Source organism: Staphylococcus sp. 2S1, assembly GCF_046721335.1.
In the GTDB taxonomy this organism is placed as follows: domain Bacteria; phylum Bacillota; class Bacilli; order Staphylococcales; family Staphylococcaceae; genus Staphylococcus; species Staphylococcus equorum_A.
In genome coordinates, this window is sequence record NZ_JBEUUJ010000003.1 from 64662 (window position 1) to 82271 (window position 17610).

10 protein-coding genes and 7 pseudogenes are annotated in these 17610 nt (G+C 34.3%); 3 read left to right on the top strand and 14 right to left on the bottom strand.

What is annotated here, in order from left to right; translation table 11 throughout:
* Positions 1-63: 63 nt before the first annotated feature.
* Both ABLV90_RS00655 and ABLV90_RS00660 read right to left on the bottom strand, forming a co-directional pair.
* Positions 64-930 carry a hypothetical protein gene (locus ABLV90_RS00655; RefSeq protein WP_460871940.1) on the bottom strand — a complete coding sequence of 289 codons (867 nt, stop codon included), beginning with the start codon at positions 928-930 and terminating at the stop codon, positions 64-66.
* A gap of 194 nt (positions 931-1124) precedes the next feature.
* Complete coding sequence (locus ABLV90_RS00660) at positions 1125-1643, bottom strand: GNAT family N-acetyltransferase (protein WP_427706583.1); 519 nt, start codon at positions 1641-1643, stop codon at positions 1125-1127.
* Between the two features lie 271 nt (positions 1644-1914).
* Here ABLV90_RS00660 and ABLV90_RS00665 point away from each other — a divergent pair.
* Together ABLV90_RS00665 and ABLV90_RS00670 are read left to right on the top strand one after the other, a co-directional pair.
* A pseudogene (locus tag ABLV90_RS00665) lies at positions 1915-2905 on the top strand (acryloyl-CoA reductase).
* 213 nt (positions 2906-3118) lie between these two features.
* Positions 3119-4478, top strand: a pseudogene (locus tag ABLV90_RS00670) (sugar porter family MFS transporter).
* A gap of 290 nt (positions 4479-4768) precedes the next feature.
* Here ABLV90_RS00670 and ABLV90_RS00675 read toward each other — a convergent pair.
* The 9 genes and pseudogenes from ABLV90_RS00675 to ABLV90_RS00715 all read right to left on the bottom strand — a co-directional run bounded on the left by ABLV90_RS00675 (position 4769) and on the right by ABLV90_RS00715 (position 12480).
* Positions 4769-5171 (bottom strand): annotated as a pseudogene (locus ABLV90_RS00675) (GNAT family N-acetyltransferase).
* A 71-nt stretch (positions 5172-5242) separates the two neighbouring features.
* Positions 5243-6276 (bottom strand): annotated as a pseudogene (locus tag ABLV90_RS00680) (NAD(P)/FAD-dependent oxidoreductase).
* Between the two features lie 227 nt (positions 6277-6503).
* Positions 6504-6923: a DUF2871 domain-containing protein gene (locus ABLV90_RS00685; protein WP_460871941.1), complete on the bottom strand. Its 420-nt coding sequence runs from the start codon at positions 6921-6923 to the stop codon at positions 6504-6506.
* 146 nt (positions 6924-7069) lie between these two features.
* A pseudogene (locus tag ABLV90_RS00690) lies at positions 7070-7625 on the bottom strand (YcnI family protein).
* 40 nt (positions 7626-7665) lie between these two features.
* Positions 7666-8917: pseudogene (locus ABLV90_RS00695) on the bottom strand (copper resistance CopC/CopD family protein).
* 309 nt (positions 8918-9226) lie between these two features.
* Positions 9227-9673 (bottom strand): ribose 5-phosphate isomerase B, encoded by a 447-nt coding sequence (gene rpiB / locus ABLV90_RS00700; RefSeq protein ID WP_460871942.1) that lies wholly within the window; start codon positions 9671-9673, stop codon positions 9227-9229.
* Positions 9674-9706: 33 nt separating this feature from the next.
* The gene (gene dhaL, locus ABLV90_RS00705; RefSeq protein WP_427708009.1) at positions 9707-10339 is read right to left on the bottom strand and encodes a dihydroxyacetone kinase subunit DhaL; all 633 of its coding nucleotides are present in this window, start codon (positions 10337-10339) and stop codon (positions 9707-9709) included.
* 12 nt (positions 10340-10351) lie between these two features.
* Positions 10352-11351: pseudogene (locus ABLV90_RS00710) on the bottom strand (dihydroxyacetone kinase subunit DhaK).
* 46 nt (positions 11352-11397) lie between these two features.
* Positions 11398-12480, bottom strand: a complete 1083-nt coding sequence (locus ABLV90_RS00715) for an MDR/zinc-dependent alcohol dehydrogenase-like family protein (protein WP_427708011.1) — start codon at positions 12478-12480, stop codon at positions 11398-11400.
* Positions 12481-12654: 174 nt separating this feature from the next.
* Between ABLV90_RS00715 and ABLV90_RS00720 the strand changes: the two genes are divergently transcribed.
* The gene (locus ABLV90_RS00720; RefSeq protein ID WP_065338647.1) at positions 12655-13419 is read left to right on the top strand and encodes a DeoR/GlpR family DNA-binding transcription regulator; all 765 of its coding nucleotides are present in this window, start codon (positions 12655-12657) and stop codon (positions 13417-13419) included.
* A gap of 97 nt (positions 13420-13516) precedes the next feature.
* On the opposite strand, the gene ABLV90_RS00725 is transcribed toward ABLV90_RS00720, so the two are convergent.
* The 3 genes from ABLV90_RS00725 to ABLV90_RS00735 all read right to left on the bottom strand — a co-directional run bounded on the left by ABLV90_RS00725 (position 13517) and on the right by ABLV90_RS00735 (position 17424).
* Positions 13517-15001, bottom strand: coding sequence for a Na+/H+ antiporter NhaC family protein (locus tag ABLV90_RS00725; RefSeq protein WP_427708013.1), 1485 nt, complete (start codon positions 14999-15001; stop codon positions 13517-13519).
* 81 nt (positions 15002-15082) lie between these two features.
* Complete coding sequence (locus tag ABLV90_RS00730; protein ID WP_427706566.1) at positions 15083-16411, bottom strand: LLM class flavin-dependent oxidoreductase; 1329 nt, start codon at positions 16409-16411, stop codon at positions 15083-15085.
* Positions 16408-17424, bottom strand: a complete 1017-nt coding sequence (locus ABLV90_RS00735; RefSeq protein ID WP_460871943.1) for an MsnO8 family LLM class oxidoreductase — start codon at positions 17422-17424, stop codon at positions 16408-16410. Before ABLV90_RS00735 ends, ABLV90_RS00730 begins: the two co-directional genes overlap by 4 nt.
* Positions 17425-17610: the final 186 nt, after the last annotated feature.

Consider the following 17610-nt stretch of genomic DNA (forward strand, 5'->3'; position numbering starts at 1 on the left):
CTCATTACAGTAATGAGATCTCCTAGCCTTTTTTATTGTGTATATCATTTTCACTTCGATTGTTTATTGATGATAAGCTGGATCTACAACTCTTACAGTCCCTTGTTGATCTACTGTAGCAATTGCATATGTTCCTGGTTCAGCTTGATTTTGGAAACTAAAGATATAACTATAGTTACCTTCGCTTCCTTCAATGGCATAACCATTGTAAGGATTAGATTGACCATTAATTGAGTTAACTTCTGCCGTTGCATTATCTAATGAGTTTTGGAAGTTAGGTAAATTCTGTAATGCGGCCTGATTATCAACAGTTCCTGACGAAATATTTTGTGAAACTGGAACCGCATTTTGTCCTTGGTACGGTGGCACATATTCTGATGCTCCTGAATTTGCTGTACCATTGTTTGTATTGTTTGCATTTGCATTCGCATTGTTTGATGCATCACTGTTAGAATTCGCATTATCATTTGCACCATTTGTATTTGCGCTATCTGCAGAACCATTAGCGTTATTACCACTGTTAGTCGCATTGCCGTTAGCATATGTACCACTAGAACTATTAGCACTATCGCCACTATTAGAGCTGTTAGCGTCATTACTACCGCTTGAATTTGAACCATTGCTGTCTGAAGCATTTCCACTGTCGCTTGATGAACTACTGCTATCTGAATCGCTATTACTGTTGCTATCAGAACTATCATCATCGCTTGAATTGCTGTCACCAGATTTACTGTCTGAATCTTTGTCTGAATCTTTGTCTGAGCTATCATTGCTCTTCTTGTCATCATTCTTAGAATCTTTTGATTGGTCTTCGCTAGATTTTTTGTCGTCTGAACTATCATCTTTTTTATTACTTTCGTCATCGCCACCATTTGAACAAGCGACTAAAGCTAAAGATAGTGTCAGAGCCCCTGCTAATAATTTTTTCATATAGAAAACCTCCTTATGTTTTAATACTCATAACTTAATGATTTAGCCATATGTATTAATTTGCCCAATAAGTTAGATGAGAATTAGTATGTTATTCACTATAAATTTAAAAATAAACATCTTTTATCAAAATTTTTTCGAAAGAAAATATAAATTTAATGAAAACTAAACAATTTATTAAATACTATTCATATCTATAAATCTTTCTCCATAATTAAATCCGTATCTATAATAGAACCTGTATAAAATTGGTGTTCTCCAGTCACTGTAAGTCCTTGTTTTAGATAAAACCGATAAGCTTGCGCATTATGCTCCCATACACCTAACCAAAGCTTTGATTTGTTCAGTTCTTTAGCTTTTGTTACTGCAAAATCAAAGACATCGCTACCTTTACCACTTCCTTGTGCTTGGGGGAGAAAATAAATACGTTGCAGTTCGAGATACTCATCACCCATAACTTCCGTTTGAGCATCATTAACATTCAATTTAAAATAACCAATTATTTCATTTTTTTCCTTATAAAAGTAAGTGAATGAATTTTTATTTAGTAATTCTTTTTCTAGTTGCTCCATAGCATAAGCTTCATTAAAATAATGGTTAAAATCTTCATCAGAATATTCGCCTGCCTCAAAAGTTGTTCTAAAAGTTGTCATGCACAAGGCTCTCAATATTTTAACCTCAGATTGTTTAACACGTTCAATACATTGGGTCATGATTTCCACCTCTATCTCAATTCATATTTGTAATTTATTATACTAATCCGAGGATAATTTTACTATAATTTGATTATAATTCCATTACTTTTAAAAGGTATATTTACAACATCGTTTTACTTTCATATAATCACAAAAGTATTTTACTTTAAAACGCTTACTTCTAAAACCTTGTGTCTAGGCTTATTGTGTAATTTGCAATTACGTGATAAAGTTGATTCTAGTTTTTTAATTGTGCATAAATATATACATAAGGGAGTGCCCTAAGGCAATGACTGAATCATTTAAAGCTTTTGTAGTCGATGAACAGGACGGCAAAGTAACAAATCAATTTAAAGATATAACTATAGATGACCTTCCAGCAGGTGAAGTGCTGATTAAGGTTAAGTACTCAGGTATCAATTATAAAGATGCATTAGCAACAGTTGAAAATTCAAAAGTTGTCAATGCTTATCCAATGGTTCCAGGCATTGATTTAGCAGGTGTAATAGAACATTCTGATACGCACGCATTCAATCCTGGCGAAGAAGTAATCGTAACTGGTTACGATTTAGGTAGTAGTCATTTTGGTGGATTTAGTGAATATGCTCGTGTCAAAGAAGAATGGATCGTGCCATTACCTAAAGATTTAACACTGGAAGAGGCTATGATCTACGGAACAGTCTGGTTATACAGCAGGATTAGCAATAGAGAAATTAGAACGTAACGGACTTTCAGTTGAAAAAGATGACGTTCTAGTACGTGGTGCTACAGGTGGTGTTGGAACACTAGCTGTTATGATGTTAGATTCTATTGGCTTTGATGTTGTAGCGAGCACAGGTAAATCAGGTGTTGAAGAAAAGCTTAAATCACTCGGTGCAAAAGAAGTTATACCTCGTATTAACGAAACTGATAATAAACTGCTTGGCAAACGTACTTGGCAAGGAGCAATTGATCCTGTAGGTGGCGAAAGTTTATCTCAGATTATCAAACAAATAGATTACAATGGAAGTATCGCAGTAATCGGTATGACTGGTGGTCATACATTTGACAGTTCAGTATTTCCTTTCATATTAAGAGGTACAAGTATTATAGGCATTGATTCAGTTTATACTGAAATGAAACAACGTAAACATATTTGGCGTCGATTAGCTAAAGACTTAAAACCAGATCAATTACATGAAATTAAACAAGTAATCAAATCTAGCGATATAAAAGATAGTATTAAAAAGGTGCTTGAACACAATAATTCTGGCCGTATCGTTATCGATTTCGAAGCCTAGTAAAATAGTGAGTTCTTGCTATCCTACTTCAATTTTATTTTGAAGTAGGATTTTTTGCATTTTAAATATAAATGAATTTATATTCGTATATAGAAAATGTTCCGTTTGATATAAACACATATGAATTAATAAAAAACTTATACTTTAATATTTACAACCAATATATGAAAGCGTATACTTATATCTATCGAATTAAATCAGGAGGGTTTGGGAATGAAAATAAATAAGAAACTCATCTTTTTCCTTGGTGCCTTAGGTGGTTTACTCTACGGTTATGACATGGGAGTCATATCTGGTGCCTTATTATTTATAAAAGATGATATTCCTTTAAATAGTTTTACAGAAGGTTTAGTCGTTTCATCTATGCTCGTTGGGGCAATTGTTGGTTCGGGAGCAAGTGGACCAATGTCTGACAGACTTGGACGTAGACGCGTTGTGTTTATCATAGCGATCATTTATATTGTCGGGGCATTAATTCTAGCATTAGCACCATCAATGCAAATCTTAGTACTCGGTCGTTTAGTTATCGGTTTAGCCGTTGGTGGTTCTACCGCAATCGTTCCAGTATACTTATCAGAAATGGCACCAACAGAACAACGTGGTTCATTAAGTTCATTAAACCAATTAATGATTACAATTGGTATTTTATCATCATATTTAATCAACTACGCTTTCACACCAATTGAAGGTTGGAGATGGATGTTAGGTCTTGCAATTGTACCTTCTCTCATCTTACTTATCGGTGTAGCATTTATGCCTGAAAGTCCAAGATGGTTACTTGAACATCGAAGCGAAAAAGCTGCTCGAGACGTTATGAAATTAACGTTTAAACACAGTGAAATAGACAAAGAAATTGCTGATATGAAAGAAATCAACAAGATTTCTGACAGCACTTGGAATGTTCTAAAATCAGCTTGGTTACGACCTACACTATTAATTGGTTGTGTGTTTGCCTTGCTACAACAAATTATAGGGATTAACGCAATCATTTATTATGCGCCTACTATTTTCAGTAAAGGCTGGATTAGGAGATGCCACTTCTATTTTAGGTACAGTCGGTATCGGCGCAGTGAACGTGGTAGTTACAATTGTGGCTATTAATATTATTGATAAGATTGACCGTAAACGCCTATTAATTATCGGTAATATCGGTATGGTAGCTTCATTATTAATCATGGCTATCTTAATATGGTCAATGGGAATTCAATCATCAGCTTGGATTATTGTTGCTTGTTTAACTCTTTTCATTATATTCTTTGGTTTCACTTGGGGTCCTGTACTATGGGTTATGTTACCAGAATTATTCCCAATGCGTGCACGTGGCGCGGCAACGGGTATGGCGACATTAGTATTGTCAATTGGTAGTTTATTAGTTGCACAATTCTTCCCACTCTTGACTGACGTATTACCAGTAGAACAAGTATTCTTAATCTTTGCGGCTATTGGTATTGTAGCTTTAATCTTTGTTATCAAATACCTACCAGAAACGCGTGGACGTAGCTTAGAAGAAATCGAAGCTGAATTACGTTCTAGAACAAATGCAGACGAAGCAAATATTAATGAAACAAAATAATCTCATTATATAAAAGGTACACTGAAACACATCAGTTTTACCTCAGAGAGGGTATGAAGTCATATGACTTCATACCCTCTCTTTTTGTGCACATTAAACATTTGGTTTTTATAGGTGTTTTCCTTCATTAAATTTTTGTGTGCATTTTCTTCTATATAAGTTCAACCAACACATAGTCGACAATCTAAAACAAACCTTTGAAATTATATACTAAACCACAGTACAACTTTTGGTGTTCAGTACAAAGTTTGATTTGTTTATGTTATTAGATAAGCCAGTTTTATTATATTTTAATATTTCCTATACATTCCTGCCGAATGCGGTTCTGTCATGATAAAACCATATTGTGCATATAATTGATCTGCTGGATAATCAGCAATTAAACTGACATAAGTACCTTGTTCCGCTTCAGCAGAAATGTAGGCCATAATATCTGTCATAATCAACTTGCCATAACCTTGCCCTTGGTAATTAGGATTAACAGCTATATCAATAATTTGAAACGCTGTCCCACCATCACCAATCACTCTCCCCATGCCAACAAGCAATTGATTATCATAAATGGTTACATCAAAACAAGCATGAGCTAAACCTTTCTCTGCTGCTTTTTGTGATTTCTCACTCAATCCTGCTATTTTACGTAAATTTCGATACTCTGAAATTGCTTGGTGCTTCATGCTTTATTTCTATCATTTACGAACAGCTCCTAAAAAAAGACTATGTAACATTTACCATATCACATAGCCTTTTAGCTTACTTTTATTTTATAGATATTTTTTCATAACTACTTTATTAGATTCTTTAAACACATCATTGTGACTAGATACATAACCCTCAGGCGTGGCTTTAGGCTCGACATATAATTTAGCTAAGTTTGCGGCATTCGCGAGCATCACTAAATGCACTAGCAATCAGATGTGCTTTTGCCTCATGATAAATAATATCACCACATGCATACAGTCCTTCAATACTTGTAGATGTATTGCCAAAACCTTTAATACTATATTCATTAAACATATCAACTTGAGTTGAAGATTCTTCTAGTAATGTACTTTCATGGTCAAACCCATGACTTATAATTACTTCATCAAATGTTTTTACAATTTGTTCTTTTGTTTCTGTATTTTCTAAAATAACTTGCTCAATTTTGGTTTGCGTAGAATCACCAATAAGTTGATGAATATGTGTATTAGATAACTTTTCAACTTCTAATTTTTCCAACACATCTTTCATTGCCTCATAGCCTCTAATATCTGCCTTACGATAAATAAGTGTGACACTTTTGGCATAACCACTTAAATCATTTGCCCAATCTAACGCAGAATTTCCAAGCACCTGAAATCAATACATTTTTATTTTTAAATTTTTTCAATGATTGGACTACATAGTGCAAATTCGTTAGTTTATAGCGCTCTGCATCTTTGATATCTAATTGCTTAGGATTAATAATCCCACCACCAATTGCAATGATGACAGATTTAGCATTATAAATATGATGTTTATCCGTTTCAATTTCAAAATGTTGTTCTGCTATTTTTCTAATATCTATGACACGTTCTTCCAAATTCACTTCAGGATTAAAATGTAAACCTTGTGCAACCGTATCTTTAATTACTTCGGCACACGGTTTAGGTGCTAAACCACCAATGTCCCATATAATTTTTTCAGGATAAACATGCATTTTTCCACCAAGTTTATCTTGTATATCAATAATTCTAACACTCATACCTCGTAAACCCGCATAGAAACTCGCGTACAATCCTGTTGGCCCACCGCCAATAATTATAACGTCATCCATAATGAATCCTCCCAAAATCTATCTTTTCTGTTGATTCTATTATGCTTGAAATGATAACGGTTATCAATGGAAACGCTGTTATTTTTAATCAATTTTACATTTATTTGTGTTCTTAAAATTAATATAACTATACGGTCATTTTTTCTTAACCCATACCTTATTAACGAAGCTGACTCATCAAGATAATAAAAAAGGATGAGACATCATTACATGTCTCATCCTCAATTTTATTTTTCATCTTTAGGATCTTTAATAATTGCACTTTTTAACAAGAAGAATAATAAAATAAATCCTGCTGTTAAAATTGTATGTCCGATACCAACAAATCCTGCAAATGATTCTGGTACTGTTTTACCTATGACTTGATATGTCCCTTTAGTAAACATCATTCCTATTGTTGTTAATACACCCAGGTTAAATATAATGTAGAACCAATTAAATAGATAATAACTACTTAAATTAAAGACTTTCGTTACAGGTAATAAAATAAGATGCATAAACATACCTAATATCAACGTATGTGTGTGTACAACTACAAGTTGTGTTTCACCAGTAAAATCATACGCTAACGTTAATTCACGATAATAAAACCCACTTAGTAAACCTAAGATTGTATAGACTAAAAAAGCATACAAAATTCTGCGCATCGAGACTCCTCCTTATAGCTATTATAGGATATTTTTTTGAAAATTACAGTGACAATTCAACAAACTTACACATTAAAAAGACAAGTCATATTTTTAAGATGACTCGCCTTTTTATTTATTTTATTAATTAACTTTACACACCTATTTTATTTAGCTGACTTTTTAAAAATTGCTATTAACGATAAAATAATTGCAACAATTGATACAATCCATAGTGCTATTGGACCATTACTAGATTGACTACTTCCGAGCAGTATCTTCGTTGCCCTTAGCTACTTTAGTAATAGGCGCAGGTTTTTCTGCATCTTCATCGCCTGTCCATTTAACAGTATCACCATCATCATAGGTTTGGTAAGCCTCCCATTTGAATTCTCCTTCTTTTTCAGGGTTAGCGACTTGAATTGGTAAATCGATGAATTCATTTGGACCAATGCCTTTATCTGTTGCTGTCCAAGTAATTTTTGTAATATTACCTTCATCATCTTTAGTTAATTTATGATCAAATTGATCATTAGGCTCTACACCAACTACTGTAAGTTCTTCCGGTACTTTTAATTCAATTTTAGTCGTATTTGCATCTTTTTCTACTGGAATTCTAACATCATACTTTTCATATGAGCCCGGTTCACTTGTATCCGGATTTAACGTTACATGTGCATCTGCACTTTTAGAAAAGCCCACTGCAATGATACATGCGACTATTGCTCGCCATAATTTGTTTGAACATTATTTTTATCTCCCTTTATCCTGGAATATTAATTTGACTCATAATTACACCAACTAATATCAATATAAGTCCTATACTTAATTCAATATACAATGTTACTTTATTTGCACGGTGTTGTTTTCCTAACGCACGTGTCGTTTGATAAAAACCTAGCGTCATCATGATGAGCGTTAATACCACTTTAACGATGAGCAATGCACTCCATGTTTGTATATCAGTCCAAATAGCTAATATATTTGTTTGATCTATAGACATCAATACACCTGAAATAATAATAAGTGCTACTGCAATTGTATTTAATTTCAATAAAAATGCTCTGATAGCCTGGCTATTCTGATTTGATTTCGCACGTATGACAAATAATAAATAAATCAATGCACCTAACCAAAGTGACATCCCGCCTATATGTACTGTTCTAATTAAAATCGACCAAATAGGCACGCTTTGAGACCATGCGTGTCCAGACATACTCAATGTGATTAGCATTATTATTGTGATGAATACGTACCAACTCTGTGCCATGTGTTTCAATGTAAATAACCCTAACAATACTATGATGACCACCATCGATAAGACAAATGGCACTTGTGTGAGTGCTCGCTGTTTGCAATGATAATACATCAGATACAACATCTGAAGAAAGTGTCATCATATAAACTAAAGCAGTTATTACTGAAAGCATCATAAGCATCCATACAATGGGTTTAAAATATCGATCAGACTTAAATGTTAATAATCCCTTCCTACTTGCCAATTGATTTACTAGAAATAGGCCAGATAATGTAATAATAAGCCCTTCAGTTATAAAGCGTAATGCACCAAACCAAAAATCTGCTTTTTCATAAAATGGTGGTGTTGTGTCAATGCCATTAGCAGTTTCTTTTCCAATTGAAAATTCAAACGTATCGCTTATCTCGTGACCGTCTGCTGACATTGTTTGCCATTTTATATTATGCGTTCCTTTTTCTAACTCATCCACAGGAAATGATAATGTCTGCGAAGAACCCGTTGTACTTGGTTTCACTTCAGCAATTTCACTTCCAGTATCATCAAAAATTTGCACACTTGAATATTGTGCGTGTACTGGTTCATTAAATTGTAGCTCAATTTCTCCTGGTTGTTCATCTACAACGCTGTTTGCGTTTGGCGTTGCTTTTTCAAGTGTGGCATGTGCTGACACTTGTTGCGTTAATGCCATAAACACTATGATTATAGTGATGAAAAATATAGACATCGTCGCTTTAGGAAATCTTATAGACAGTTGCACAACATATCCCCCTAATTATGTCTTGTACCTCTCATCATATTAAATTCAAAGTATATTCACAATATTAATTATTAATTGTCATTTTTCAGACATATCATTTACAATAATTATTTTAATTCATGTTATATACTTGCAATCAATTTATTACACATTATTCATTTATACAATGCTATCTTTTAAAAATATGATGTTTTACTTTTCAAAAATAAATATCACTTATGCGCTCTCTAAATAATAAAACGCTCATTTCCAAATTGTTGTAATTAGGAATGAGCGTTTTTAATATATGAATTGATTTCAAACTATCTTTTAGTTGTTTTCATTATGCTCAACTTGGTCTATTTTATCCACTTTACGCTGTGAACCGCCTTCCCAAGCTACGTTGAGATAAGCTTCAACGTTCTTTTTAGCGACTTCTATACCAACAATTTGAGCACCCATGGTCAAAATTTGTGCGTTATTACTTAATTGTGCACGTTCTGCAGAGTAATAATCATGTGCAAGTGCTGCACGAATGCCTTTGAGTTTATTAGCAGTGATTGCAACGCCAATACCTGTACCACAAATTAAGATACCTCTTTCATTTTGTCCTTGTTGGATGCTTTTACCTACTTCAGCGACTACATCTGGATAGTCAGTTTCTGCACATTGATGACAACCAAAATCTTCTACCTCATGTCCTAATTGTTCAACATGAGCTTTAACCGCTTCTTTTAATTCATAACCATTATGGTCTGCACCAATTGCTATTTTCATTCTAATTCCTCCTTATAGATTTAGCTACAGTAATTAAATAAATGATTTAAAAGTTTCTAACATGAGATACGAAGATGTCGCACCTGGGTCAACATGTCCTTGGGCACGGTAACCGAGTCTTTTAGAACGGCCTTTATTCGAAATAATCTCTTTCGTGCTATCCATTCCTGACTTCGCTTTAACCAGTGCATTATTAAAAGCAGGCCCAAACGGTTCGCCCTCATCTAGTGCGCTTTCTAAAGATTTATAGAATGGTTCAAGCGTATCTATCATTGTCTTATCTCCAATTTCAGCTTTACCTCTATCTTTAATACCTTTACTAAAAGCAATCCAAAATTGATATAATGCTTCATCATCTAGTTCAGTTTTATTTTTTATTGCAACGGCCGCTTTAAGATAACCAGAAGCATAGAGTGGACCAACTGAAGAACCAACTGCATCTAAAAAACTTTTCCCCACTGCAACACTAATCTTTGCGATATCGTCTTGTGTTTGTAATTCATTATTTATCGTTTTTTGTACGGCTTGATAACCAATATTCATCGTTACACCATGGTCACCGTCACCGATTTTCCTATCCAATTCACAAAGTACATCTTGTTGTTCTTCAAATAAGTTTGTTAACGCTAAGATATATGCTTTAAATGATTGACTCGTCAACGCCATAACTACTTCCTCCTACACTTCTTTAAAGTTTGGGCAATCTACAGGATGATCCATACAAGATTTCAAAGTGTCATCTAATTTCATTAAAGTCACCGAAAAGCCGCCCATTTCCATTGAAGTTATAAAATTACCTATATAAGATTTATATGTTTTAATATTTTGTTCTTTTAAAATTTCATCTACTTCTTTATTTATGATGTACAGTTCCATTTGAGAGGTTGCACCTAAGCCATTAACCAATACAACCACTTCATCGTCAGCGTTATATAATCCTTCTTTTAAAATATTTTGCATCATCACATGGACTGTTTCTTTTGCTGTGCGAATTGTTGTTTTTTCAATACCAGGCTCACCATGATGTCCTAAACCAATTTCCATCTCATTTTCTTCTAAATCAAAACTTGGTTTTCCAGTTTGAGGTAAATAGCATGGACTTAAACCAATACCCATTGAACGTGTATGATCATTAGCTAATTGGGCAATACGTCTTACCTCTTCTAAGTCATAGCCAAAATCAGCTGCTGCGCTCTGCCGCCTTATACACTAACAACTCTCCAGCTATCCCTCTACGATCATCAATATCTTTTGAAGAGGCAACATCATCATTACCTATGACCACTGCGGTTTTGATGTCATCTTCAATTTCAGTCATTTCACTAGCCATTTCAAAGTTCATCAAATCGCCTGCGTAATTACCATAAATGTATAGCACACCGTGTCCTGAACTTATTTCTTTAGTTACAGCTTGTATTGGAATAGGAGATGGAGAAGCAAATATATTACCGACAGCGACACCATCTGCCATACCTTTACCTACATAACCCAGAAACGCTGGTTCGTGTCCTGAACCACCACCTATTAATACACTTACTTTTCGATTCGTATCACGTTTCTTTCCAATTAACGCCCTTTGATGAAGTTTTGAACGTCTAATATAGTCAGGGTAGGCAATCACATAACCTGTCATTAACTCTTCAATGACATTATCGGGGTTATTAATCATTTTTTTCATTTCAATTCTCTCCTTTTTACGATGCTCTGTAATTGTACTTAGCTGTTTAAGGTACCAGAACGATTTTTAATGATTGATCACCTTTTTTCATTAGTTCAAAACCTTCCTCAAAATCTTTAAGTGCTAATTGATGCGTCACAACACCATCTGTTGGGAAATCTTCTTTTGCTATACCATCGATAACAAGCGGGTAACAATAAGGTCCTAAATGGCTACCCATTAGGTCTAATTCTTTACGGTCTGATATAATACTCCAATCCACGGTAACGGGATCTGCAAATACCGAAAATTCTACAAAACGACCTAATTTTCTAATTGCACTCAAACCTTGCTCTACTGATTTAGGATGACCGGTTGCTTCGATGTAAGTATCACAACCATACCCTTCAGTCAGCGCTTTAATTTCTTTGACGACATCTACCTTAGATGGATTCATAACAATATCAGCGCCGAATTTTTTTGCTAATTCTAAACGGTCATCTTTCATATCTAGCACTACTAACGTTTCAGCTCCTGATTTTTTAGCAGCACCCACCATGCCTAAACCTAAAGTTCCCGCACCAGATAACACAACAAAATCACCGAGTTTAACATTTGCACGTTGTACAGCGTGTAAACTACATGCATAAGGTTCTATTAAAATTGCTTTTTCAATTGGCATATCTTCCGGCACTTTATAATTAATTGCTTCTTTCGTGAATTTCATATATTCTGCCATACCACCGTTTACATTGTTTTGGAAGCCATATAGATCATGTTTTTCACACATCCAATACTGTCCATGGTTACAAAATCTACAATCCCAACAAGGTACAATTTGTTCAGAAATTACACGATCACCAATTTCAAAATCTGTGACTTCATTACCTTTTTCTACAATACGTGCAATAAATTCATGTCCAGGTATCATAGGTGCTTTGATATATGACGGCTGTGTTTCATCACCCCAAAAACTAGGTGCCCCATCATATGCTTTAATATCACCTGCGCAAATTCCACAAGCTTCTACTTTAACGACAATCTCCTTAGGATTATCAATTGTTGGCGTATCTACAGTTTCATATTTATATTCTCCAGGTGCATAAGCTACAACAGCATTCATTTTTTCCGGATAATTTTTCTTTGTCATTATTAACAGCTCCTCCACTTTTTAGAAAGCGTTTTCATTTACAACTACAATTCTAATATATTTTTTCGTTTCTTTCAAATATTTTTTCATTTATTTTCGTTTTGTCTTGTTTTTATTTGCTTGTGTACGATTTATGTTAAAATAGTTTATGATACGAAGGAGGATATGATTCATATGAAAATGTACGCAGATGAACGAAGAGAGCATATATATACCTATATAAAATCACACAAACGTGCGACTGTTAAACAGCTTTCAGATTATTTAAGTGTGACAGAAGCAACCGTTAGGAGTGATCTTAGACGTTTAGAAAGTGAAAACAAAGTCACTCGAACACACGGTGGTGCAAAAGTAACTGAAAATATGACTTCTAAATTAAACTTTTCTTATCGTCTGACACAAAAACATAGTGAAAAGTATAAAATTAGTAAATATGCATTAAAAAAGATTGAACCCCAACAATGCATTATGATTGATGCAAGCTCTACAACATATGAATTAGCAAAATTATTAGCAGAAACTACTATGGAACTTACAATTATTACAAATGGTTTAGAAAATGCGGTACTTTTAAAAGAGAACCCCCATTTAACTGTTCTAGTAGTTGGAGGATTTGTTTCCCAGGACTCAAATGCTATTACTGGTAATATAGATTCACAAATATTAGAAATGTATCATATTGATTATTTCTTTTTATCCGCAAATGGCTTTACACTTGATAATGGATTAACAGACTTCTCACTACCTGAAGTTCAATTAAAAAAACAAATGGTACGAGAAAGTGAAAATGTAATTGCACTTATTGATAAAAGTAAATTCGATATTTCTTCTACACTTTCCTTTGCCAAAATCAGTGATATCACCGAAGTCATAACGGATGAACCACCAACTCAAAAATGGACACATGACGTCCCTTTCACGCTTACAATTGCACAATAAATAAAAAGGAACAATGATGAAAACTGTTATTTTAAAAGTTAAATATGACTTCTAAAATATTACAGTACATCATTGTTCCTTATATTTTTGTTATTTTTTAAACGCCGCCGCTCCAACCTACAGCAGTAAAGATGTAAAGTATAACTGAACCAACGACAATCCAAATTAGAAACAGTGGTATCATAAATTTAAACCACGAACCAAAGTTTGCTTTGGCAATCGCGATAGCACCTACTGTTGCACCTAAAGTTGGTGTAATTAAGTTACCTAACCCTCCACCAAACGATAAAGAGGTTAACAGCATTTGATCATTAACGCCTAACGCATTAGTTACAGGTTGTAAAATAGGAATCATCACACTCATTAATCCTGAACCAGACGGTACTAGGAAATTAAATACACCTGCGACAATAAAGACGATAACAGCTACCATGCCAGATGATGAACCATCAAGTTGTGTAGTAAGACTGTTTACAATTGTACTTAATATCTTTCCTTTTTCTAAAATTACACTAATTGTATTTGCCATGATAATCGCAAATGCTACGACCAACATCGGTTTAGCACCTTCCAAAAATCCATCAACCATTGCAGTTGTCCCTTTTTGTTTTATTAAATAGGCTAAAACAAAACTAATGCCAAAAACAGTAATAAATACACCATTGCCGTATTTTTCTGTCCAGTTTAACATACCATTACCTAAGGCTAATATAATCGGCGTCACAATGACTAATGCGGCTACGATGATATCTCTCCAATTTACTTGTCTATCTTCAATTGCCATATCATCATTACTTTTGTCTTTATGATTAAACAGCCACGTTTGCGTCGGCATCATACTCTTATTTGGATCTTTAATGACTCTTCTTGCGTACCAAATCACATATAACAAGGTGATAATTAAAAACACTGCATACATGATAGCTCTTCCACCATAACCAGAATATAGCGCTACTTCAGGATAAACAATTTGGCCAATTTTAGCCATACCTGATGGAGAAATTGAAAATGCCATATACAAAGGTAAGAATGTAATCGCTAGTGCCATAATAGGGTCTAATTTCAAACGGTTTACGAGTATGACGCCAAGCGTTACGAACACGATCATTTGATCTCCACCAACGAAGAAGCCGATAAACGCCATCAAAGAAAACAACCCGATAATTAATGGTAATGCACCCGCATGTTCGAAACGAAAAATCATATAATTCGTTAATTTTGTCACAGAGTCTAATTGTAATATACCACCCATTGCGCCACCTATAAATAATAATAGTGTAATCGTTTGGGCCGATTGTATCCCCCCATTAAGTATGAGTGTAATAGCATAAAATGGGTTCACTGGACTTTGTGAAATCGCATGATAAGTCCCCTGTATCATTGATCCATCTTTATTCGTATCAAATTGTCCAGCAGGAATGACATACGTCAATAAACAAGCAAACATCATCATAATAAGCATCATTAATAGCACATGAGGTAATTGGAATTTTCTTTTCACTTTTGTTTCAGTTTGCTCTGGGGTGTTGTTGACGTTACTATGATTTACATGTTCATATGATGTTGTACTTGATTCTGACATGAACTTCTCTCCTTATATTTAAAAAACAGACACAACGTTATAAAACCAGATGCGTCTATCCACTTTATTGTTTACTGAGTATTAATGTGTTACTTCTGACTTACTATATCTATTTTCTTTAAAAGGAATACCAATGTGATCACGTAATGTATCTCCTTGATATGCTTTATCGTAATAACCTTTTTCTTCTAAAATAGGTAATACATTATTTAAAAATTCATCATATACAGGTCCGTTAATATGAGGTCCGAAGATAAATCCATCTGCTGCCCCATGTTCAAACCATTCAATGAGTAAGTTTGCTACTTCTTCATAAGTTCCAGTGAAAGGAGAGCGACGAGCTGTTTCTTCTAAAGCAACATCTCTCAATGTTAAATTATTTTGTTTTGCACGTGCCGCGATAGAATCTGCAGTTGCACGGAAGCTATTTTGCCCCACTTCACCTAAATCTGGAAACGGTGCATCGAGATCATATTGACTGAAATCATGATGATCATAATATCTGCCTAAGTAATCTAAAGCTTCGTCAATTGTCGCCAATGATTTTATTTCATCAAAGCGTGCTTCTACCTCATCGCTCGACTTACCAATAACTGGGGATAATATAGGATATACTTTAATGTTTTGTGGATCACGCCCAAACGTTTTGGCTTGTGATTTAATACTGTCGTAATTACTTTTAGCAATATCCAGTGATTCACCTAAAGTAAATACTGCATCAGCATATTGAGCCGCATATGCTTGTCCTTTAGGAGATGCACCTGCTTGAAATATGACAGGTTGACCTTGCTCTGAACGACTGGCATTTAATGGGCCCTTAACTTGAAAATATTGTCCCTTATAATCTAACGTATGCATTTTTTCCTTATCTAAATATGCACCAGTCTCAACATCAAATGTAAAGGCATCATCTTCGTAAGAATCCCATAATCCTTGAACGACTTGAAGATGTTCCTCAGCAATATCATATCTGACATCATGTTCAGGATGGTCTCCTTTACTATAATTATCAGCACTACCAGCAAGTGGCGAAGTTACTATGTTCCAGCCTGCACGGCCGTGACTGATTTTATCGATTGTTGCGAGTTGTCGAGCAACAGTGAAGGGTTCACTATATGACGTTGAAATGGTACCAACTAACCCAATACGTTGAGTTACCGGCGCAAGCGCAGCTAAAAATGTTAACGGCTCATGTCTATCTAAAAAGTGTGGAATAGATTTCTCATGAATAAATAATCCATCTGCTACAAATACAAAACTGAATCCTGCTTGTTCAGCTTTTTTAGCGACATCAAGTTGAAACTCAAAATTTGTACTGGCATCACTCGGTACGTCTTTAGATTTCCAAGCATGCATATGACCACCAGGACCGTTTAACATGATTCCAAAATCGATTTTATTTTGACTCATAATACCCCTTCTTTCTGCTTTTCTTTGTTATTCGTTATAGCTAGTTGTTCTACTGTTTTAATTCTTAATTTATGATTTTGAACTGGCATATGTAGCATAAATTCATCTATATTGCCGTCATGATTTAATTGATTGAGCTGTTGCTTAATTTCATCTGCGGAACCATTAAAAACATCTATTTGTTTTTCTTCAACTTCAAAGTCTTCGTCACTTTGTTTTTTAAATTTTTCTACTTGTTCCTTTGTATTGACAGTGATTTTTCTACCGTCCTCGAAATGTAAAGCGTAATTTGTGCTACCTTCTTTAACTATTGCTTGTTCTTCTTTATTCTCTGATACAACAGCGACTACTCCTACAATGACTCTGCCTTCAGGAAATTGTTGCTTATAATCTTTAAGGGCTTGTTGTAATGTTTCAATATTTGAATTTATGAAAAATGCATATATAAACCCAACTTTTTCTGTAGCGACAAATTGAGCAGAACGTTCACTACCACCTAGTAGATAAATTTGTGGTGTAGGTATTTCATTATTGCGAATCGTTGTTTGTAATTGTCGATAATCTTCGTCTTCAGAAAAATCGCCATTATTAAATTGATTTAATAAATGAAATTTATCATTGAAGCTTGTTTGAGGTGACTTGAATTCTGTTTGCAACGCTTGTGTTGCTAAAGGAAAGCCTCCCGGTGCTTTACCTATACCTAAATCGACTCTTCCAGGTGCTAAATGACTAATGAAATGAAATTGTTCTATAACTTTGAATGGACTATAATGTTGCAACATTACGCCACCAGAACCTACACGTATATTTTTTGTGTGATTCAATATATGTGTTACAAGTATCTCCGGACTCGTACCAGCTACTTCTTCTATATTGTGATGTTCAGCAACAAAGTACCTTGTATAATTTAATTTATCTGCTAGTTGTGCCAATTCAACGGTACGAGCTATACCGTCGTTTACTGTTTCATTTTTATCTATTGGACTTTGATCAAGAATGCTAATGGCTGTCACATGCTGTCCCCCCATATCAGTTTTCTGAAAATTTTATTATATGTAATATTATGCCTTCTATGACATTTTGTCAAGTATCCCTATCTCTTTACTAAGGATTAAAATTGAATTGGTTTGATACATGTATTTTATTGTGTCGGCTATAGCAATATTGGTTAATTTTCAACAACATAAAAAAAGCTGAGA